The organism is Diplocloster agilis (assembly GCF_019042275.1).
In the GTDB taxonomy this organism is placed as follows: Bacteria; Bacillota; Clostridia; order Lachnospirales; family Lachnospiraceae; genus Diplocloster; species Diplocloster agilis.
Genome location: NZ_JAHQCW010000040.1, coordinates 1 through 21,543, shown reverse-complemented (window position 1 = coordinate 21,543; position 21,543 = coordinate 1). Strand labels below are relative to the sequence as shown.

The 21,543-nt window shown below is 51.5% G+C and carries 18 protein-coding genes; all 18 read right to left on the bottom strand.

Annotation, left to right across the window (positions count from 1 at the left end; genetic code table 11):
* Positions 1 to 5 precede the first annotated feature (5 nt).
* Positions 6 to 668: a ribulose-phosphate 3-epimerase gene (gene rpe / locus KTH89_RS19350; protein ID WP_238722796.1), complete on the bottom strand. Its 663-nt coding sequence runs from the start codon at positions 666 to 668 to the stop codon at positions 6 to 8.
* A gap of 2 nt (positions 669 to 670) precedes the next feature.
* The gene (gene rsgA, locus KTH89_RS19345) at positions 671 to 1,573 is read right to left on the bottom strand and encodes a ribosome small subunit-dependent GTPase A (protein WP_158344709.1); all 903 of its coding nucleotides are present in this window, start codon (positions 1,571 to 1,573) and stop codon (positions 671 to 673) included.
* Positions 1,574 to 1,600: 27 nt separating this feature from the next.
* Positions 1,601 to 3,751 carry a Stk1 family PASTA domain-containing Ser/Thr kinase gene (gene pknB / locus KTH89_RS19340; protein WP_238722795.1) on the bottom strand — a complete coding sequence of 717 codons (2,151 nt, stop codon included), beginning with the start codon at positions 3,749 to 3,751 and terminating at the stop codon, positions 1,601 to 1,603.
* Between the two features lie 100 nt (positions 3,752 to 3,851).
* Positions 3,852 to 4,592 (bottom strand): Stp1/IreP family PP2C-type Ser/Thr phosphatase, encoded by a 741-nt coding sequence (locus KTH89_RS19335; protein ID WP_158344590.1) that lies wholly within the window; start codon positions 4,590 to 4,592, stop codon positions 3,852 to 3,854.
* On the bottom strand, positions 4,589 to 5,659 hold the full coding sequence (rlmN, locus tag KTH89_RS19330) for a 23S rRNA (adenine(2503)-C(2))-methyltransferase RlmN (protein WP_238722794.1): 1,071 nt from the start codon (positions 5,657 to 5,659) through the stop codon (positions 4,589 to 4,591). The genes KTH89_RS19335 and rlmN overlap by 4 nt, the downstream gene beginning before the upstream one ends.
* Positions 5,649 to 7,007, bottom strand: coding sequence for a 16S rRNA (cytosine(967)-C(5))-methyltransferase RsmB (gene rsmB, locus KTH89_RS19325; protein ID WP_238722793.1), 1,359 nt, complete (start codon positions 7,005 to 7,007; stop codon positions 5,649 to 5,651). The genes rlmN and rsmB overlap by 11 nt, the downstream gene beginning before the upstream one ends.
* Positions 7,000 to 7,707, bottom strand: a complete 708-nt coding sequence (locus tag KTH89_RS19320) for a zinc metallopeptidase (protein ID WP_158344597.1) — start codon at positions 7,705 to 7,707, stop codon at positions 7,000 to 7,002. Before KTH89_RS19320 ends, rsmB begins: the two co-directional genes overlap by 8 nt.
* Before the next feature lie 286 nt (positions 7,708 to 7,993).
* Positions 7,994 to 8,926 (bottom strand): methionyl-tRNA formyltransferase, encoded by a 933-nt coding sequence (gene fmt, locus KTH89_RS19315; RefSeq protein WP_238722792.1) that lies wholly within the window; start codon positions 8,924 to 8,926, stop codon positions 7,994 to 7,996.
* 7 nt (positions 8,927 to 8,933) lie between these two features.
* Positions 8,934 to 9,404: a peptide deformylase gene (def, locus tag KTH89_RS19310; protein WP_158344601.1), complete on the bottom strand. Its 471-nt coding sequence runs from the start codon at positions 9,402 to 9,404 to the stop codon at positions 8,934 to 8,936.
* A 12-nt stretch (positions 9,405 to 9,416) separates the two neighbouring features.
* Positions 9,417 to 11,645, bottom strand: coding sequence for a replication restart helicase PriA (priA, locus tag KTH89_RS19305; RefSeq protein WP_238722791.1), 2,229 nt, complete (start codon positions 11,643 to 11,645; stop codon positions 9,417 to 9,419).
* A 9-nt stretch (positions 11,646 to 11,654) separates the two neighbouring features.
* Positions 11,655 to 13,115 carry a UDP-N-acetylmuramoyl-L-alanyl-D-glutamate--2,6-diaminopimelate ligase gene (locus KTH89_RS19300; protein WP_238722814.1) on the bottom strand — a complete coding sequence of 487 codons (1,461 nt, stop codon included), beginning with the start codon at positions 13,113 to 13,115 and terminating at the stop codon, positions 11,655 to 11,657.
* 218 nt (positions 13,116 to 13,333) lie between these two features.
* A complete protein-coding gene (locus tag KTH89_RS19295; RefSeq protein WP_238722790.1) occupies positions 13,334 to 14,260 on the bottom strand; it encodes a sensor histidine kinase in 927 nt (308 codons plus the stop codon).
* A 10-nt stretch (positions 14,261 to 14,270) separates the two neighbouring features.
* Positions 14,271 to 15,101, bottom strand: coding sequence for an ABC transporter permease subunit (locus KTH89_RS19290; protein WP_238722789.1), 831 nt, complete (start codon positions 15,099 to 15,101; stop codon positions 14,271 to 14,273).
* On the bottom strand, positions 15,094 to 16,008 hold the full coding sequence (locus KTH89_RS19285) for an ATP-binding cassette domain-containing protein (RefSeq protein WP_158344607.1): 915 nt from the start codon (positions 16,006 to 16,008) through the stop codon (positions 15,094 to 15,096). The genes KTH89_RS19290 and KTH89_RS19285 overlap by 8 nt, the downstream gene beginning before the upstream one ends.
* Positions 16,009 to 16,090: 82 nt before the next feature.
* Positions 16,091 to 16,762, bottom strand: coding sequence for a response regulator transcription factor (locus tag KTH89_RS19280; protein ID WP_238722788.1), 672 nt, complete (start codon positions 16,760 to 16,762; stop codon positions 16,091 to 16,093).
* A 248-nt stretch (positions 16,763 to 17,010) separates the two neighbouring features.
* Positions 17,011 to 18,522, bottom strand: a complete 1,512-nt coding sequence (locus KTH89_RS19275; protein ID WP_158344612.1) for a flotillin family protein — start codon at positions 18,520 to 18,522, stop codon at positions 17,011 to 17,013.
* 302 nt (positions 18,523 to 18,824) lie between these two features.
* The gene (locus tag KTH89_RS19270) at positions 18,825 to 20,525 is read right to left on the bottom strand and encodes an aldose epimerase family protein (protein ID WP_238722787.1); all 1,701 of its coding nucleotides are present in this window, start codon (positions 20,523 to 20,525) and stop codon (positions 18,825 to 18,827) included.
* A 10-nt stretch (positions 20,526 to 20,535) separates the two neighbouring features.
* Positions 20,536 to 21,195, bottom strand: coding sequence for an HAD-IA family hydrolase (locus KTH89_RS19265; protein WP_334300830.1), 660 nt, complete (start codon positions 21,193 to 21,195; stop codon positions 20,536 to 20,538).
* Between the last annotated feature and the right edge of the window lie 348 nt (positions 21,196 to 21,543).

Below are 21,543 nucleotides of genomic sequence, written 5' to 3'. Positions count from 1 at the left end.
ATATATCATTCATTATAGTCGTTTAAGATATCCAGAAAGGCTTTGACATTGGCCGTACATTCACCGTTAAATACCGCAGATCCCGCCACCAGGATGTTAGCCCCGGCATCCAGGATCATCCGGGCATTGCCAAGTCCTACCCCGCCGTCCACCTCAATATCCACGTTCAGCTGCTCTCTCTTAATCCACTCCCGCAGCTTCCATATCTTATTGGTGGAGCTCTCAATATAACTTTGGCCGCCGAATCCCGGATTGACACTCATAATAAGAACCATATCCGTCTGATCCAGCACATATTCCAGTACGGACAGCGGTGTGGCCGGATTCAGGGATACCCCTGCTTTCACATTACAATCCCTGATCTGGCGAAGCGTCCGGTGCAGATGCCGGCAGGCCTCCGCGTGCACGGTGATAATATCCGCCCCGCAATCCGCGAATTCTTCGATATATGGTTCCGGATGAGACATCATCAGGTGAACGTCAAAGATCATATCCGATTTATTGCGGATAGAGCGGATCACCGGCATGCCCAGGGAAAGGCTTGGAACGAAGTCGCCATCCATGACGTCGATATGCAGATACTGCGCCCCGGCATTTTCCACCTTTTTAACATCTTCTCCCAGCGCGGAAAAATCCGCGGACAATATAGAGGGTGCTATAGCGTACATAATTAATATCTCCTTTTCTCCTTTAATTCTTCAAATAGTTCCGTGTAATTCTCATAACGGATACTGCTGATCTCACCCGCCTCCAGCGCGGCCTTGACCGCACAGCCAGGTTCATGGATATGAACACAGCCCTGGAACCGGCATTGATCCTCATAATCCTTAAATTCCGGAAAATAATCCTTCAGTTCTTCTTTTTCAAACTGATTCACATACATGGAACTGAATCCGGGAGTGTCCATGATATACGTATTTTCATCGATGCAGATCAGCTCCGAATGTCTTGTGGTATGCTTGCCCCGGTCGATCTTTGTGCTGATGGCTCCCGTCTCCATGCCCGCTTCCGGCTGGAGGATGTTGATCAGGGAAGATTTACCGACGCCGGAGGGCCCGGCTACCGCCGTAGTCTTACCGGAGAGCAGCTCTTTTACCTGACTTAGCCCCTCGCCTTCCTTCGCGCTGGTAAATACGATGTGATATCCGCATTTCTCGTAGGTCTGCTGCAGCAGGAACAATTCTTTTTCCGTGGCAATATCTTTTTTATTGAAGCAAAGGACCGTTTCGATCCCTTGCTGCTCCATCGTAATCAGGAAGCGGTCCAACAGGTTCAGATTGGGTTTTGGCTTACTGATGGCGAAAATCACCATGGCCTGGTCAATATTGGCGACCGCCGGGCGCACCAGTTCATTTTTACGCGGCAGAATCCGGGTGATATTTCCCTCGGCGTCCCCCTCATGGGTGACATCGAAGGCGACGTTATCCCCTACCAACGGCTTCATCTGGTCCTTTCTGAAGATGCCCTTGGCTTTGCAAGCGTAGATTCTGGCCCCTGGCATAAGCCGTGCATCCCCGGTCTGGGGATGCACATAATAAAATCCTGCAATTCCTTTGATTATCTTACCCTGCATGCAGCTGTGTTTCACCACCTGATTCTCTTAATTTGAAGGCTGGAACGTGATCGTCCACTGCCCGACTTTCTTTTCCTCGCCTGTGGCCGGATCGGTCTCGTACAGATATGCCTTACCGGAAGAGATACCCGAGGCTCCTTTCACCGGTTCCAGCACATAGCTGAACGGGATGCCGAACGTCTGGTTGGAAAATACGTCCACGGTCCGTTTGGAACCATCCGACAACGACTGCTCCACCACCATTCTGGCAGGGCCGCCTGTATAAGCGCCCACATCGTCATTCAACTGCACCCGCACGCTGGCCCATTCCTGATTCGGCGTTGGGGTGGGCGTCGGTTCCGGTCCCTTGCTGACCGTTACATTCACTTCGGTTCTCTCCGTCACGGTAGTTCCCTGGCTGGGGCTCTGATTGATCACGCGTCCTTCTTCCACACCGGAATTATATTGTTCCGTAACGGTTCCCCATTTTAATTTGTTCTGGGTTATTAAAGTGTCTACCTGTTCCATCGTCATATTCGTAAAATTAGGCATCACTACTTCCCGAATCTCTTTTCCTTTGCTGACCGTCATTCGAATCGTCTGGTTTGGTTTCACATCAGAGCCGGCTTTGGGGTCCGTACTGATGACGTTCCCTTTATCCACATCATCGCTGTAGCTCTCTTCTATGGTCACTTTAAAGCCTTCGTCTTCCAGCTTCTGTTTCGCTTTATCTTCCGACAGGCCGCTGACATCGATGAGCTGAACATAAGATTCCCCGCTGCACACGGTCAGTTCAATGGTGGTATGTTTTTTCACCATATCGCCGGACTTTACGCTCTGCTCCATGACTTCGCCTTCTTCATAGTCATTGGATTCCTTGTAGGTCGTCTTATATCCCAGTTCCATTTCTTTTAATTTTGCCTGGGCCTTTTCTTCCTGCATTCCTACCAACTTCGGCATCTCTACCTGATCGGTCTCGGCAGACGCTGTGGTCTGCGGTTCCTTGTTCTCTTTGTCCTTATCTTTATTGGAACCGAAGGAGAAGATTCCGACCATCTTGCCCACCAGGAACAGTACGATCAGAGCGATGATAACCGCCGCCACGATACCTCCGATGGTCATGATTTTTTCAAGCTTCGGATTTACTTCTTTGTCATCGTCATCCTCATCGTCCTCATCGGAATCTTCGTAGTCTTCATCCTCATATTTATATTCGTCGTCCTCGTATTCCCCGTCGTCATATTCCTCGTCTTCATAGCGCTGCTCCGGCTGCACATGAATTCTACCGGTTTCCCGCTTAATCTGTTTGACATCATCTCTGGTGAACATGACGGTTTTGGCTGTCTGGTCTATGGGGCTCGCCTTTACAAAATCCCCCTCCGGGCTGACCAGCGCCTGCTTTAAGTCCTGAATCACTTCCGACATATTGTTGTATCGCCGGTCCGGGCTTTTCTGCGTCATTTTGATAATAATCTGCTCCAGGCTGTAGGGCAGTTCCGGCGCAAAATACTTGGGAGATATCATCTCCTCCTGCAGATGTTTCACAGCGATCACTACCGGCGTATCCCCGTCAAAAGGCACCCGGCCGGTCACCATCTCATACATAGTTACACCCAGGGAATAAATATCACTTTTTTCATCGCTGTAACCGCCTCTGGCCTGTTCCGGAGATGTATAGTGAACGGAACCCATCGCACTGGAACTGATCGTCTGGGAGGACGCCGCCTTGGCAATGCCGAAATCCGTAACTTTCACTTTTCCATCCGTAGAAATAATAATATTCTGCGGCTTGATATCCCTGTGTATAATATGGTTATTATGCGCTGCCTCCAGGCCCATGGAGACCTGGATCGCGATACTGATCGCTTCTTTGGAAGACAGACGTCCCTTGCGCTCAATGTATTCCTTCAAGGTGATGCCGTCCACCAGCTCCATTACAATATAATAGACCCCGTCCTCATCCCCCACATCGTAGACATTTACAATGTTCGGATGGGCCAGACCCGCAGCCGCCTGCGCCTCTGCCTTGAATTTGGCCACAAACGTGGTGTCTCCCCTGAACTCATTCTTTAACACCTTGATTGCGACATAACGGTTTAACTTACGGTCTTTTCCTTTATAGACGTCAGCCATACCACCGGTCCCGATCTTTTCAATGATCTCGTAGCGGCCGCCGACAAACATACCTGTTGTTAACATGTTTACCTCCAGTTGCGCATTTCCTTCGCGATAAATTCAGCAAAAAAAGATTCAAAGAAGCTTCTTTTGCATACAGGATGAGGGTTGAATGAACCTACGTTCAGCCTTCCGCCTCCCCTATTTCTGGTTCTATAATGACAACAGATATGTTATCTCTGCCGCCATTGCTGTTCGCTTTTTGAATCAGTTCCAAAGCTTTCGCTTCTATATCCAGCGGCTGCCTCATAATCTGGCGGATCTGCTCATCCTCCAGCATGTTAGACAAACCGTCCGAACACATCAGTACCAAATCCCCCAGTGACAGCTTCCGGCTGAAAAAATCGATAATCACCCTCTCATCCGCACCGACCGCCCTTGTAATCACGTTTCGTTTCGGATGATTTTTGGCCTCTTCTTTGTTTAGTTCCCCGAGGCGCACCATTTCTTCCACAAGGGAATGATCCCTGGTAATCTGTCGGATATCATCGCCGATTACATACAAGCGGCTGTCCCCAATATTGGCCACATACAGATAATCCTTCAGCACGATGGCAACCACAAGCGTAGTTCCGCATCCGTTTTTTGTCTCATCTTCCCTGGCCCGTTTCACCAGCTCCTGGTTGGCATAGTCGATGGCCTTTCTAAGTATCCTGACCGGATTTGTATCCTCGTCGCGTCTGATGGCGTAGACCAGCTGTTCCACGGTATACTTCGATGCAAAATCTCCGGCGTTGTGTCCTCCCATGCCATCGGCCACAACGAAAAGGTTCGGAAGATTTCCAACCGGATGTTCCGTTGCAAATACATAGTCCTGATTAGTCTGGCGAATTTCTCCGACATCAGTGATTGCAAATGCTTTCACATTTCTCCCCCGCCTTTCTCTTCCTGTCTGTCTATGAAATGTTTGCGCAGCTGCCCGCAGGCGCCGTCTATATCTCTGCCCATTTCTCTTCTAATAGTAACATTTATTCCACATTTTTCAAGTTTATTTTTAAAATCCACCACTACAGACCGGTCGGACTGGACATAATCCCGCTCCTTGATGGGGTTGACCGGTATCAGATTTACATGTCCATGGAGCGGTTTTATCAGCTTGGCAAGCCGGACAGCATCTTCTTTGGTATCATTTACCCCGCCCACCAGGCTGTACTCGAACGTCATTCTTCTCCCTGTCTGTTCCCCGTAATAATCACAGGCCTCTAACACCTCATCCAAGCCGTATTTGTTCGCCACCGGCATCAGCTCCAGCCGTTTTTCCTGACTGGATGCGTGCAGGGAGAGGGCCAGCGTGATCTGGAGTTTTTCCTCCGCCAGGCGGTAGATGTTCGGAACAATCCCACAGGTGGAAACCGTAATATTTCTCTGGCTGATATGAAGCCCGTGTTCGTCGGTCAGTATTTTAAGAAATGCCAGCAGATTATCATAATTGTCAAGCGGTTCCCCGGTTCCCATGACGACCACGTTGGACACCCGGGCTTTTGTGAGCGCCTGTATACGGTAGATCTGATCCAGCATCTGGGCAGGCGTCAGATTCCTGACCAGCCCGCCTATGGTCGACGCGCAGAACCGGCAGCCCATTTTGCAGCCGACCTGGGAAGAGATGCAGACGGAATTGCCATGTTTATACTGCATCCAGACACTTTCGATCACATTGCCGTCGGACAGCCGGAATAAAAATTTCTTCGTCCCGTCGATCTGTGATGTCTGCTCCTCCAAAAGCTCCAGCGAAGTCCACTCACAATTCTCCTTGAGTTTTCCGCGCAGCTCTTTTGACAGATTGCTCATCTCGTCAAGATCCGTAACCAGCTTTTCATGTATCCACTGATACACCTGGCGCGCCCGGAAAGGTTTTTCTCCCAGCGACTCCATATATTCGGTCAGCTGCTTAAGGTTCAGGGATTTGATATCTATTTTTGCCTTATTCTCCATCTTTTCGTAACCTCGCCATAAAGAACCCGTCTGCCCGGTGCACGCCCGGAAGCAGCTGCAGATATCCCTGCGCCGTCGTATTGCTTCTTAACGCTGCGCATAGATAAGGATCGATGCTTTCCAGATGAAATGGAAATTGACTCAAAAACCATTCCAGATTTTTTTCATTCTCTTCTATATCTATGGTACATGTACTGTAAACGAGAACTCCGCCTTTCTTTACATACTTATGTACCGTGCCAAGAATTTCTCTTTGAAGCCCGCGAAGCTCCCGAATCTGTCCCTGGCTCATATGATATTTAATATCCGGCTTGCGCCCCAGCACGCCAAGTCCCGAGCAGGGCAGGTCCGCAAGCACCAGATCCGCCGTTTCCACCGCTGCTTCATCCAGCGCGCAGGCATCCCATACTTGCGCCCGGATATTCGTAAGGCCGCTGCGCAGAATATTTTCTTCAATCAGCCCCACCTTATAAGGTGTCAGGTCTCTGGCCGTCACCATGCCGGTATTCTGCATCAGTTCCGCCAGATACAGGCTCTTTCCGCCCGGCGCGGCACAAACGTCATATACCGTATCCCCTTTTTGGGGAGCTGCGATCCGGACAGCCAGCATGGAGCTAATGTCCTGCACCTGGAAAAGTCCCTGTTCAAACTCCGGCAGGGCGCCCAGATAATCATAGCCCCGGATTTCCATGGCTTCCCTTATATATGGAGAAGACGTGGTCTCTATTCCCTGCTGATTCAGCCTCTTTGCCAGCTCCTCAGGGCTTATCCTGCCGGTATTACAGCGTATGCAGGTCGGGCTATCCTCCAGAAACGCGCCCAGGATCTGCCCCGTTGTCTCAGGACCGAAACGATCCAGCCACATCTGCGTCAGCCACAATGGCTGAGAATACCGGACGCTCATATATTCCGCCGGCTGTTTCTTCTCATCGGGATACCGGACTTCCGCCGGTCCCCGGGCGATGCTTCGCAGCACGCCGTTTACGAACCCGGACAATCCCTGAAACCCTTTTTTTCTCGTCAGCTTCACGGCTTCATTGCATACAGCAGAATCAGGAATGCTGTCCATCCATTTCAATTGATAGACCGCACTCCTCAATATATTCCGGATCACCGGCTTCATCTTTTTTACCTTCACACTGGAAAATTGATCGATGATATAATCTATGAGAATCATCTGTTCCAGGGTACCAATGGAGACTCTGGTGATAAAGGAGCGCTCCTGTTTTCCCAGATACTGGTACTTAGATAAGACGTCACGGATCACCAGATGGCTGTGCGTCCCCTTTCCGGTCACTTCCATGAGAATCCCAAGTACCAGCTCTCTTGTATTTACCGCATTAGTCACGGTTTCTTCCTCCGAACAGCAAGATTAGACGTAAGAGTGAAAGCATAGCCGCTGCGGCGCTGGCCACATAAGTCAGAGCGGCTGCCGACAGCACCTTCTTCGTGCCGTCCACTTCGTCCCCATACAGAATCCCGGTAGACTCCACCATCTGAATCGCGCGGCGGGACGCGTTAAATTCCACCGGCAGGGTGATCAGCTGAAATAAAACCGCCAGAGAAAACAGAATAATACCAACGTCCACCAGTATCCCCCACTGAGAGTTTACACCGAAAATCAGCCCGATCAGGATCAACGGCATGGACAGCCCGGAGCCTAAATTCGCAACCGGTACAAACGCGCCCCTGATTTTCAAAGGAGCATAACTCTTAGCGTCCTGGATGGCATGCCCGCACTCATGGGCCGCCACTCCCACCGCAGCCACGGAAGGCGAACCGTACACGGAATCCGACAGGTTCAGCGTTTTATTTCTCGGATCATAATGATCCGTCAGATCTCCGGACACATGCTGAATCTGCACATCATAGATTCCGGCCGTGTGTAAAATCCTGGCGGCTGCTTCCGCCCCGGTCATACCGGACATGCTGCGGACTCTGGAATATTTAGCATAGGTAGATTTCACTCTGGACGACGCCCATAAGGATAAGATAAGCCCTATGATTATTAATATATAAGTAGGGTCCCAAAAATAATAGAAAGGCATGAAAATTCCTCCTTTAATTTTACTTCCATGAATTTTTCTTATTATACAACAGTCATACCCTAAAATCCCGAATTTCATAAATATTTCATAGAAATTTCAGGAATCGTTATGATTGGCTTCGGGATTCGGGCATAAACAGGGGAATGGGGACAGGCGAATGGGGACATGTCCCAAATCGAAATGGACATGTCCCAAACCAGAATGGACATGTCCCAAACCGAATTGGACATGTCCCAAACCAGAATGGACATGTCCCCCCCAATTGGCCCAATTGGCCAGCCAATTCTCAGGAAGGCAGGATCACATGCTCTTTTACCGGATATCCTCTCAGGAAGGCGTCCGTGGTCATGCGCTTCTTTCCGGCCAGCTGTACCTCTTTGACGGACAGCACGCCATCGCCGGTCTGCACGCAGAACGCGTCCTTTTCTATCCGAATGATTTCGCCCGGTTTCCCATCGCCGGCCTCCTCTAATACGTCGGCATCCCAGATTTTTAAAACGGTCTGATCCAGGTGCGTATAAGCGCTGGGCCAGGGATTCAGCGCCCGGATCAGGCGTTCGATGGAAACGGCGTCCTTGTTCCAGTCTATGTTTCCCAGCTCTTTTTTCATCATTTTCGCATAACTGGTTTGGCTTTCTTCCTGTTTTTCGAATACGGCTGTCCCGGCTTCCAGCAGGCGCAGCGCCTCCACACACAGCTCGGCGCCTACGGCACTTAGCTTATCAAATAGGCTGCCACCGGTTTCCTTTCCATCTATGGGGACTTCCCGCTTCAATATCATATCGCCGGTGTCCAGGCCTTCGTCCATCTGCATGATGGTCACGCCGGTCTTGCTCCGGCCGTCGATGATCGCCCACTGGATCGGCGCCGCTCCCCGATAGTCCGGCAGGAGGGAGGCATGTACGTTGACACAGCCGAATTTTGGCATCTCCAGCAGTTCTTTGGGCAGGATTTGTCCAAACGCCGCCACCACGATCACATCCGCCTGAAATTTTCGGATTTCTTCGATACATTCCGGATTGCGCACCCGTGCCGGCTGATAGACCGGTATGCCAAGCTCCAATGCTTTTTCCTTCACCGGCGGAGCAGATAACTGCTTGTTTCTGCCCTTGGGCTTATCGGGCTGAGTGACCACACCCACTACCTCGTATCCGGCCTCTGCCAGTTTTTCAAGCGTTCCCACCGCAAAATCCGGCGTTCCCATGAATACAACTCTCATCCGTGCTTCACTCCTCTTCCTGCGGGCCGTGCAGTTCACCTTCCACCAGCTCCACGAACATTTTCCCTTTCAGATGGTCCGTCTCATGACAGATAGCCCGGGCCAGAAGTCCGGTCCCTTCTATCTCATAGGGTTCCATATTTTCATCGTAAGCCGTAGCCTTGACATAATCCGGCCTGGTTACCTGGCCGTACTGGCCGGGAAGGCTTAAGCATCCCTCGTCACCGGTCTGCTCCCCGCTTGTTTCCAGGATTCTGGGATTAATCATCACCAGCGGATTATCATCATCCACATCGATCACTACAATCTGCTTTAAGATCCCCACCTGGGGGGCCGCCAGTCCGACACCGTATTCTGAATACATAGTCTCAAACATATCATCGATCAGCTCCCGGATTCTCGGGGTCATCTCTTTGACCTCCCGGCACTTTTTCGTTAGTACGTCATCGCCCATCACTCTGATTTTCCGAATTGCCATTACGTTCACTCCTTAACCTGCATGCATTGGATTAAAATCAAACTGCATATTTATTTTTTCAAGAAGCGGCTGCTCCATCGCATACCGTTCCAGATGATCTTTTACCTCTGTCAGTGTATCATATTTTTTATGTTTTAGGTAGATTACTTTTTTATAGATATCGTTAATCCGGGCCACGGCCGGCTCCGCCGGGCCGATCACCGTAAGTCCCTCCAGTTCCCGGGGCACCTGCCGGATCAACAGTCCTGAAGCCCGGTCAAGCTCCTCCTGATCCGCCCCGGACAAAAGCACGGCCAGCAGATGGGCCGCAGGCGGATAACCGGAAATCGTGCGGTATAAGATCTCCTGCTGGTAAAACTCCTCGTAATTCTGGGCCGCAGCCGTCACCACCGCATAGTGCTCCGGCTGGTAGGTCTGGATCACAACCTCTCCGGGCACGTCCCCCCTGCCCGCTCTGCCTGCCGCCTGAGTCAGCAGTTGAAAGGTCCGCTCACTGCTCAGATAGTCTCCCGTATACAAAGACAGATCCGCCGCTATCACTCCGACCAGCGTCACCGCCGGAAAATCATGCCCTTTCACGATCATCTGCGTTCCTATCAGAATATCCGCCTCCCGGTTTGCAAACGCGGCCAGGATTTTTTCGTGCCCGTCTTTATTTCTGGTCGTATCCGCGTCCATCCTGAGCACTCCGGCCTGGGGATACTGTTTTTTCAAAAGCTCCTCGATCTGCTGCGTCCCGGCCCGGAATCCGCCGATATATGGGGAACCGCATTCCGGACACTTCTTGACCGTCGGTTCCTCATAGCCGCAATAATGGCAGACCAGCCTGCCATGATTATGCATGGATAATGAGACGTCACAGTGGGGGCATTTCATCACATGCCCGCAGGAACGGCAGGATACAAATCCCGCGTAACCCCGGCGGTTTAAAAACAGCATCACCTGCTCTTTTTTTTGCAGCCGGTCCTGTATCAGCTCCTGAAGCCTGGCGCTGAAAATCGACCGGTTCCCGCTTCTAAGTTCTTCCCGCAGATCCTCCACATATACGTGGGGCAGCGCATTTTTCTTAGCCCGGTCCGTCAGCCGGAACAAGCCGAACTCTCCTCGAAGGGCTTTATAATAGGAATCCACACTGGGTGTCGCAGACCCCAGCACCACCATAGCCCCCTCCGTCAAAGCCCGGTGGATGGCCACTTCTCTGGCATGATAGCGGGGAACATTTTCACTTTTGTAGGTCAGTTCATGTTCCTCGTCTATAATCACCACGCCCAGGTTGGGAAATGGGGTAAATAACGCGGATCTGGGACCGATCATCACGCTGATTTCCTTATTTTTCGCCCGCTCGAACTGATCGTACCGCTCCCCCGCCGACAGCCTGGAATTCATAATCGATATCCGGTCTCCGAATCTTTGATAAAACCGCAGAACCGTCTGAAACGTGAGCGCGATCTCCGGAATCAGAACGATAGCCTGCCGGCCATCTGCCACCACGCGGGCAATGATTTCCATATATACTTCCGTCTTGCCGCTGCCCGTCACTCCATGCACCAGATAAGTGCGCCGTAGCCCCTGCTCCCAGTCTTTTACCACCTGGTCAACCACCGACTGCTGCTGGTCATTTAACACGACCTGTGTCTTCTGCCGGTCCGACGGCCGCACCGGATTCCGGTATAGCTGCTCTGCCTGAACGCTCAGAACCCCCTGTTCTTCCAGAGTCTTTATCACCGCCGGGGTAATATGAAGCTTCTTCGTCACCAGTTCATAGTCAAGCTCCGGCTCATTTAAAAGCGCCTGCACCAGTCTGGCCCTTGCCGTACAATGCTTTCGATTCAGCTCCTCCAGATAGGTCCGGGCCCGGTCTACAGGCAGATCCAGCCGGATCAGACGCTTTTGTTTGGCTCTCACCTCTTTTTTAATCGGTATCACCGTTTTCAGCGCCTGAATCATGGTAGAACCATAGCGCTCCCGCATCCAGGCCGCCAGCGCGATCAGCCTGGATTCGATGGGAACCCTGCCCGGAACGATCCGCTTTATCTTTTTGATCTTAGCGGGATCATAGGCGGGCCGGTCGGTCGTCTCCACCACATATCCCCGGATCAGCCGGTCCCCCCTTCCAAAAGGGATCTCCACTTCCACCCCCGGGACGATCTTTAGCTCCATCTCTTCCGGCACCTGATATTGGAACGTCCGGTCCAGTTTTTCATTCGTAATATCCACAATCACATCGGCATAAACCGCCACCTGCTCACCTCATTTTTTCTGCTGTATCATTTCCCGGATAATAACCCGCTCATCCATCGGGTACTTCACCCCGCAGATCTCCTGGTAATCCTCATGTCCCTTACCCGCCAGTATCAGGATATCCCCTTTTTGCCCATGGCGCAGCGCCCAGGCGATCGCCTCCCTGCGGTCCGGGATCTCTATATAAGCGCCGTCCGTCTTCTCCATACCGGTTCTGATATCCGCTATAATCTCCTCCGGCTTCTCATATCTGGGATTATCTGAAGTAATCACCGTAAAATCCGAAAGTTTTCCTGACATTTCCCCCATCTCATAACGCCGCAGCTTCGAGCGGTTTCCCCCGCATCCGAACAGGCACACCAGGCGGTGGGGCTTATATTCCCGCAGTGTCGTCAGCAGGCTCTCAAGGCTCATCGCATTGTGCGCATAATCAATCAATACCGTGAAATCCCAGGGGCCCGGAACCACCTCCACTCTGCCCTTCACCTTCACCGTCCGCAGCGCACTGCCCATCACATCCGCAGGCAGCCCTAACTGCGCGCAGGCCGCGATAGCCGCCATCGCATTATACACACTGAACTTTCCCGGAATATCCACCTGCATCCGCGCTTCCAAGCGTCCGCTCACCTGAAACTGGATTCCCGGCACTCCATCCTCCTGGTAAAGCATAAGATCCGATGCAGTATACGCATTCTTAAGTCCCATTCCATAGGTAACCACCTCACAGGTATGCCCTTGCAGGATCAGATCCAGATATTCATCGTCCCCGTTCATCACACCCACGAGGCACTGACGGAACAGCCTGCTCTTACACTGGGCATACTCCGCAAAATCCTTATGCTCCGCCGGTCCGATATGATCCGGCCCCAGATTCGTAAATATACCTATATCAAACACAATCCCTGCCGTACGCTGTAACTTCAGCCCCTGGGACGACACCTCCATCACCACATACTGACAGCCGGCCTCCACCATCTGCGCCAGCAGTTCCTGAATCAGATAAGACTCCGGCGTCGTATTCCCGGCCGCCTGTTCCTCATCCCCCACCGCGGTCACGATGGTTCCCATCAGCCCGGTCTTATACCCCGCTTTTTTCAACATTTCCCGCAGCATATACGCCACCGTCGTCTTCCCCTTCGTCCCGGTGACGCCAATCAATTTCATCTTTTCAGCCGGATAGTCAAAATAGGAAGCCGAAATCAACGCCAGCGCATACCGGCTGTCGCTAACCTGTATCACCGTAATCCCGGCCGGAACCCGGACCGTTCGTTCCGCCACAATCACCTTAGCCCCCCTGCTTACGATCTCACCGATCAGATCGTGGCTGTCCGCCCGGTTTCCTTTAATACACACAAACAGGTCTCCCGTTTCAATCTCCCTTGTATCATAACGTACCGCCCCCACCAGGACATCCATATCCCCGGCCTCACAGCTGTACTCAAGCCTCTCCAACAATTTACCTAACTCTATCATGCAAACGCCTCCGGCATCTTTCTACTATTTTATGTGTTTACCTTACATAGGATACCATACCCAAACAAGAATTCCTAGACCGATTTTTCACCCGGGAAACCGGGCGGCCGGCATTTGTTCCTGAAATAAAATAAGCCGGGGGCAAAGGATCCCACCCGACGGACTTCACGTCCGACGGGCTGGATTCTCTGACCCCGGCCTGCTGTATAACTGCATTACTCCGCAGTCCCGGCCTGCTCTGCAGCACCGGTATGCTCTGCAAATATAACCCTTATCGTCAATTGGTCCTTAACATACTCAGACACGATACTTCCTCCCAACTGTTCGGTCAGTATTTTCGCGATAGACAATCCGAGCCCCGTAGAGCCGCGACCGTTCTCAACGGTAAAAAACCGGTCAAACAGCTTTCCGGCTGATATAGGATCCAGCGTCTTCGTAGTATTTGTAAATGAAATGCTGCCGTTCTGGTCCATGGTGATCATCAGATCCTGGTCGCTGTACTTGATCGCGTTGCCGATAATATTTTCAAATATCCGGGACAGCGCATTACGGTTTAGCCTTCGCACCACCTCCGCAGACGGCATGGAAATCACCGGAACGATATTTTTCTGTCTTAACGCGCCGTAGAAGCCGGCAACGACCTCCTCCAGAACTGCATTTATGCTGACCGTTTCCGCAGCATTGTCTTCCCCGACTGACATAATGACAGAGTATCGGAACAGTTCTTCCGTCAACTGTTTCAGCGCCTGGGTCCGGTTTCGTATCATATTCAGGTAACGGGATACCTGCTCATTTGTCTCTTCCCTTTTCAGCAGGTCCAGGTAACCGCAGATAGCGGTCAGCGGTGTGCGCAGATCATGGGATATATTGGTGATGGTTTCTTTGAGTTCCCTGTCTCCATGCTGATACTGGTGGCGGTCCTTGCGCAGGAGCCGCAGCTGTACGTTGATGTCTGCTGCCAAGCGGCGGATACTGGAATCATTGCTTGAGACATCGATCAGGGTGTTCGTATCGGTTTTTACCCGGTCGGCAAACTCTTCACCAATTTCATTTACCGCCTTTTTCATTTGGCAGATATAGACGAGCAGCAGCGCGGTAATTAAGGTAAGTATCCCGCACAGGACATATAACCAGATATCCATAGTTTCTCCTTTATTTCAGATCTTTTTTACGAAATGCCAATATTCCAACCGTGTTCGCAGCCAGAACCACTCCCAGGGAGTATAACGAGAGCGGCCAGAAATAAGGGGCGCTCAACCCTGAAAGCTGAAGGGACTGGCCGGAAGGTAACAGATCGATCACAAATTGGCTTATGGTTCTTTTTGATCCTTCTATATAATAAGGGTTCAGCCCTCTGGTCATTACATATTCCCCGTCGACCAAGTTATAGAGATCTGTGATCTGGGGCTCCGACAGCCGCAGGATCAGGTAGGCGCACAGACACATGACAACAACCACACCGATCAGGCTGATAACGGATGCCGTGGTCTTGTTTGCAAGCAGCATGGCAAGCAGGTTGAACATAGCGGCGTAGGATACCATAATCAGCAATCCGTCCAGAATAATGCAGATCAGAGTACCCGCCTCCAGCTGAAAGCCCCCGAACATGGGTATCCCAATGGCACAGATGAGGATACCGTAGACCAGATTCAACACGATACCTGCAATGGCACAGGTAATAAAATTAGCCAGATAAATCTGTATCCGGCCATGTCCCACAACCAGCTTATTGCGGATGGTGCCGTCACTGAACTCCGTCCCGATGAACATACTGCACAGGGCCGCCATTACAATACCAGCCACCGTAATCATGCCTCCCAGCCCATAAGCACTTAGGAGCAGCACATCGACGGAGACTCCTATTCCGTAATAACTGCAAAACAGGCAGGCCACAACAGCATAGACTGCCATAAAGCCGGCACATACGAGAAATACTCTGCTTTTGAAAAGCCTGCTTAAGTTGGCGTTTAACAGCTTATTCATGACTGCCACCTCCCATCAGACTTACATAATAACTCTCTAAAGACTCATCGTGTTCGCGAAGCGAGGTAATCTCGCACTGTTCCGCGTCCAGGGCAACCGCAAGCTTTGTGATGTTTACATTGCCGAAGACGTCCGCCTGTCCTTCCTCCAGAATCGTATATTCGAGTGCCATACGGTCCAGAACCCGGGCCAGAACGGCGGCATCCGTTACCTTCAGACGCATGCATTTGCGGCAGGCCGCCTCCAGCTCCTGCGCGTTGATTTCCTTTACCATATGTCCGTTGTCGATGAAACCGTAATGGGTCGCTAGTTTTGAAAGTTCATCCAGAATATGGCTGGAGATAAGAAATGTAATCTGGTGTTCCCGGTTGAGCTTCAGGATCAGTTCCCGTATCTCTATAATTCCCTGGGGATCCAGGCCGTTGACCGGCTCATCCAGCACCAGGAAGTCAGGGTCCCCTGCCAGGGCAATGGCAATGCCCAGCCGCTGGCGCATACCCAGAGAAAAATTTTTCGTCTTTTTGTTCCCGGTATCGGAAAGGCCCACAAGCTTTAGCAGTTCTTTCACCCCATCGAAAACCGGCAGTCCCAAAACACGGTATTGCTCCCTGATATTTTCCTCAGCGGTCAACTCCATATAGACCGATGGCGTCTCCACCACCGCTCCCATTCTCCGGCGCGCACGGCTCACCTCGTGTTGTGTATTCTTTTTACCATACAGCGTGTATTCTCCCCTTGTCGGCTCCTGCAGGCCGCACACTAACCGGATTAGTGTTGTTTTACCGGCGCCGTTCTTACCGACAAATCCATAGATGGCCCCCTTTTCCACATGCATATTGAAATCATGCAGCGCCTTAAAATTACGATATTGCTTGGTCAGGCCATTGGTTGTCAAAACATATTCCATCGTTTATGCCTCCTTACGTTTGATACCGGTATCTTAACACCCAGTAGTCAAGAAACCGGTTAAGAAATTCGTAAAGAAACAGTTAAGATCCGGACTCACGCATTTTAAATCCGATTCCCCAGACAGCCTCTATATAGTCCTTTTCACTGTATTCCCGCAGTTTTTTCCTCAGGTTACTGATGTGTATCTTCAGAGAACTTTCCATACAATCCGGGGTGTCTTTCGCGATCCTCTCCAGAATCTGCGACTTTGTAATGACCTGTTGCGGATTCTGCATCAATAATTTTAAAATGGCATATTCCGTCTTGGTCAGTCTGATGAAATGATCCCCGTGTTGGACCTGGTGCGTATCCACATGAAGAGTCAAATCCTCAAAGGCCAGCACCGGCTGGCTTACACTCAGCGCCGCATTTCTAAGCTGCACCGAGATCCTCGCCAGCAGTTCTTCGGTATCAAACGGTTTCGTAACATAGTCCGCGGCTCCTCCCAACAGCAGATTCACTTTATCCTGTACGTCTGCCTTTGCGCTTAAAATGACCACCGGTATCCCGTTGATCTGCGCAAGAACGTCCTCGCCGCTCAGACCCGGCAGCATAAGATCTAAAAGGACCAGATCCGGCCTGATTGACGAAAGAAGCAGCAGCGCCTCGGTGCCGGAATACGCCCGCAGAACCTGGTAGCCTTCCCGCAGCAGCAGTTCTTCCAGCAGATCTCCAATATACACATCGTCATCGATTACCGCGATTTTAATCATATACACTATCCTTTTCTATTTATCATGCATTTCCATAGCAATACCATAGCATTCCTTTACCGGAAGCAGGGATCAGGATGGGGCTGCCACACTAACTAACGTTCTTCCTTGGACTTCGTAGGTCCGCTGCTTATAGCTTGGAACAGCATACCTGCAAAACCCACAGGAAGAACGTTATGTTAGTGCGACAGCCCCAGGAATCTCTGAAGCCGCTTATCAATTCCACTTAGCTGCGGCTCCTTAGCAGCTTATTCTTTCAGCACCGCTCCGGCCACCGTTCCCTTCGTCTGAGGGTCCGCTTCCTCAAGCCCGGTGATGTTCACATTGCGGTTAACTTTCGCATCGTAGGAGTCCGCCTTCACAATTTCCGCCAGATCGATCCCCACGGTTTCCTTCAGGCTCTCGAACACCTTGGACATGACGACCGGCACATTTCCCGCCACGTTGCCGACTCCGTCCCCGTTACTGCCCTCAATGATGGTGATCTTATCGATCTGGGTGAGCGGTTCCGCGATCTTACCGGCGATCTCCGGCAATACATTGATCAGCATCTCGGCCATTGCGGCTTTGTTATATTTCTGATAGGCCTCCGCTTTCTTTTCCATAGCTTCCGCCTCCGCAAGTCCTTTGGCCCGGATAGCCTCCGCCTCCGCCTCACCGACCATACGGATACCGCCCGCCGCCTGTTCTTTGGCATACCGGTCCGCCTGGGCGGTCGCTTTTAGGGCTTCCGCCTCTTTTTCCCGCTCGAATTTCTCGGCTTCCGCTTTCTTCTGGCGGGCGTACAGCTCGGCATCCGACTCTTTTTCCCGGCCGAACTTCTCAGCTTCCGCTTTTTTCTTTATCTGGGCATCCAGAGATTTTTCCATTACCTCCGCTTCCCGCTGTTTTAAGATTACTTCTTTTTCCTGCTTCGCGATACTCGCCTCGGCGGTTGCGATCTCGATGGTCCTTCTCTGTTCCTGCTCCTGGATCTTATAGGCCGCGTCCGCCTCCGCCTTTTTGGTGTCGGCGATTTTCTGAAGTTCCGCCTGCTGGAGCGCCAGCTCGTTGTTCTTTTTCGCAATTTCCCGCTGGGCATTTACCCGGGCGTCATTGGCTTCTCTGTCCGCCTGCGCTTTCGCCACCGCGATCTCTTTGTCGGCCTCCGCCTTGGCAATCGCCGCTTTTTTCTTAATCTGGGAAATATTGTCGATTCCCAGGTCATCAATCACTCCGTTATTATCGGTAAAATTCTGCACATTAAAGCTCACTATATCAAGGCCCATGGCCGCCAGGTCCGGCTCCGCATTTTCCTTCACCAGCTCGGCGAATTTCTGCCGGTCGCTGACCATCTCCTCCAGGCGCATACGTCCCACGATTTCACGCATATTTCCTTCCAAAACTTCACGGGCGATCGCCGCTATGTAATCCGTTTTCTGATTCAGGAAATTCTCCGCCGCTTGTCCAAGCCTGGTCGGCTCGCTGCTGATCTTTATATTAACCGCCGCGTCCACCTGGATATTGATATAATCGGCGGTGGGTACCGCATTGGTAGTCTTAACGTCGATGGCGATCAGTTTCAGGCTCAGGGTATCCAGTCTTTCCAGAAACGGCAGCTTTACACTGGCCTTTCCGATCACAGTCTTCTTGCGCAGGCCGGATATGATAAAAGCTGTATCGGGCGGCGCTTTCTTATAGCCTGCAACCACGATCAGGACTACGATAATCACAACAACCGCAATAATAAAAACATTCAGGTATTCCGTTAAAAAGGGCATGCTTGGTACCTCCTCATTTCATGTTATAGTCTTAGTATAGTCGATCCGGGCTTTGAAATCAATTCATTTAATTTTAATAAATTTTTTAGAATTTTTCTTTTTCTTTTATACTCTGGTCATACTTTAAACATATTTTCCTTTTATAATAAGTATCAGATAGTTGATCACACACTCACTATCTCCCCCTCATAAAAATGTTAGAAACGCCCCATAGCCGGGGCGTTTCTCGTTGTATTCACTGCAAATTGCCGCTTACGCGGCCCGCCTCAGGCGCAGAGTTTCTCGAAACTCTTTTTCACATATCAGCATATTTCAATCGTATATTCCGCCCGGAAGCTCTCCTCCAGCCCCAGACTCAGTATCCCTGTCTTCTCGGACAGCTCCCCGGTAAATCCGGCATCGTCGCATCTGCCGAACCAGGGCTCCAGACAGATAAACGGGGCGCCCTTCGCCGACCAGATCCCCATATACGGAAACCCTTCGCAGCTTAAGTTCACATACGGCGTACCGTCCGGGAACTCAATCCCCGCTCTCTGGATCTGCCGTCCCTCAAAAATCAACGCATCCCGATCAAAGGTGTGTTCATCCACAGTATACACCCCATCGGTAAGCTCCAACGGATACGTCCTGCTCATATCACACAGCCCCTCCCCATTCAGAAGCCGGTATACCGGGCGCTTTTCTTCCCCCAGACGGATCTTCCAGCCGGCATAGCCTCCGTCGGCATCTGACGGCAGCCGAAAAGCCGGATGTCCGCCAATGCAAAAATACATGGTGCTGTTCCCGTAATTCGTCACCTTCCACGCCACCTTCAGGCGGTTGCCTTTTAACGTGTGCGTCACCTTCAGGCGGAACAAAAACGGATAGACCATCATCGTATCATCGTTGGCCTCCAGTGTATGGCTGACAAAATCAGGTCCCTGGTCCTTCAGGTCAAAGGGTAAATCCCTGGCAAATCCGTGCTGACCGGAAGGATATTCCTTTCCCTGATAGTGATACACATCCCCATTTACCTTTCCTACAAAGGGGAACAAAACCGGCGCATGTCTTTTCCAATAAGCCGGATCTCCCTCCCAGATCACTTCTCTTTTATTGTATTTATCATAAATCCTGGTGAGTTCCGCCCCCAGATCGTCCACCTCAATCAAAAGCCTGTCATTTTCCATCCTCCTGCGTCCTTTTGCCATAGGCTCCTCTCCTTTCTTTCCATTTCTTCCATGCATCCTAACTAAAATCAGCGCTCCCGTCACCCAGGCGGCCGCCACAGCCAGATAATAGACAGCCGGCTTCTCCAACACACGCCCAAGCGCCGTCTCCGTCAAAAGAACGGAAAACAGGTTTGCCACACAGTGCGCTGCTGCAGGCGCCTTAAGGGAACCATATACCTCATACAGATAAGCAAAGATAAGTCCCAGAAGAAATGCGTAGACAAACTGCAGAACATTCCCATGCAGCAAGCCGAAAATAAACGCACTGCACAAAATACCATAAAAAGGTCCGGTCCATTCCCGCAATCTGCTGTACACAATACCGCGGAACAGCAGCTCTTCCGCCAAAGGGGCCGCCGCCACCACATTAAACAGCGCAATCCATTTATTCCCGCCGTAGAGAGTATTCAAAACCTCCTGCCCCTGGGGGAACCAGACCGGCAAAGGACTCAAAGCGATCAGTCCATTAAAACCGACACAGCCGCAGACCGCCAGCAGAACCACCCAAAAGAAGGAAAACTTCCCGCTCCCGTCCCTTTTGTGCAGTCCCTGCTTCTCATCCCGCCGAAAAAGCTTCCACAAAACCGGAAGCACCAAAACATTGCCGGCCAGCAGTATTCCGTTGCTGTATTTCACAATCAGCCCATCCACCCGGCCCGCGCCCTCCGGCGCAGACAAGGATACCGCCGTGAATATCCCGGCCGCGGCAAGTGTTACCACCGCCTCCACCAGATACTTGATTCCCAGCGGATAGACCAGTTTCCAGATTCTTACATACACCGGTTCTTTTTCCATCCGCCCCTCCTTATTTTAATAAAAGCTCCGTCAGCTCATCCACCGAATTCACAATCCAATCCGGATGCGCCCCGGCCAATTCATCATAACCGCCATAACCATAGGTAACCCCGATCGAGGCCACTCCCGCTTCCTTAGCCCCGATCACATCATGTTTCCGGTCCCCGATCATCACAACCCTGTCCTTGTTCTCCTCGTCAATCCGAAGCCTGGAAAACACCTCTCCGATCACATCACTTTTCCTGGTTCGGCTGCCGTCCATCTCACTGCCCACGACCTCCGTAAAATATTTGGTAATCTCAAAATAATCCAATATTTTATCCACAAAGAGGGTCGGTTTGGAAGACGCCACCGCCAGGATTTTCCCCTCCTGCGAAAGCCTCCGCAGCATATCGGCCACGCCGGGATATATCTTATTCTCTTTCCACCCGTCCACCGAGAACCGCTCCCTGTACTTCCACACCGCTTCCTCCCCTTTCTCCTCCTCAAAACCGCAGTACTCCATAAACTGCTCTTTCAAGGGAGGCCCGATAAACGGTTCCAGCTTCGAAAGGTCCTCCTCCTCAATCCCAAAATATCTCAGCGCATACTGCACGCTTTTCGTAATCCCTTCCTTAGGGTCCGTCAAAGTACCATCCAGATCATACAAAATAATATCAAACATATCCAGTCCTCCTCCGCCAATCTTATCTTCCGCGAAACGAATTTGTCTTAATCATACCATACTGATCCGAAAAATGATACACCGCTTTACGGGGGGGCTTTGAGAAGGGGCCGGGGAAAAAGCGGAGGCGGAGGTTGGGGCAGCGGATGGGGGGCTTCCTCGGGGATGGGGGTGCCTGCTGCTCAGGGCCGGGATGCTCCGGACAGCCGGGTTCCTTTGGGTCTCCCCGGGAGCGCGGAGGGCTTGCGCTGGCACCCGCTAAGTGGAATCGGAAAGCCGGGTTCAGGAACCGAGCCTATTCACCAGGAACACGTGATGTGTTCCCGGTTCAGAGGCTCTTGCCCGTCGGACGTG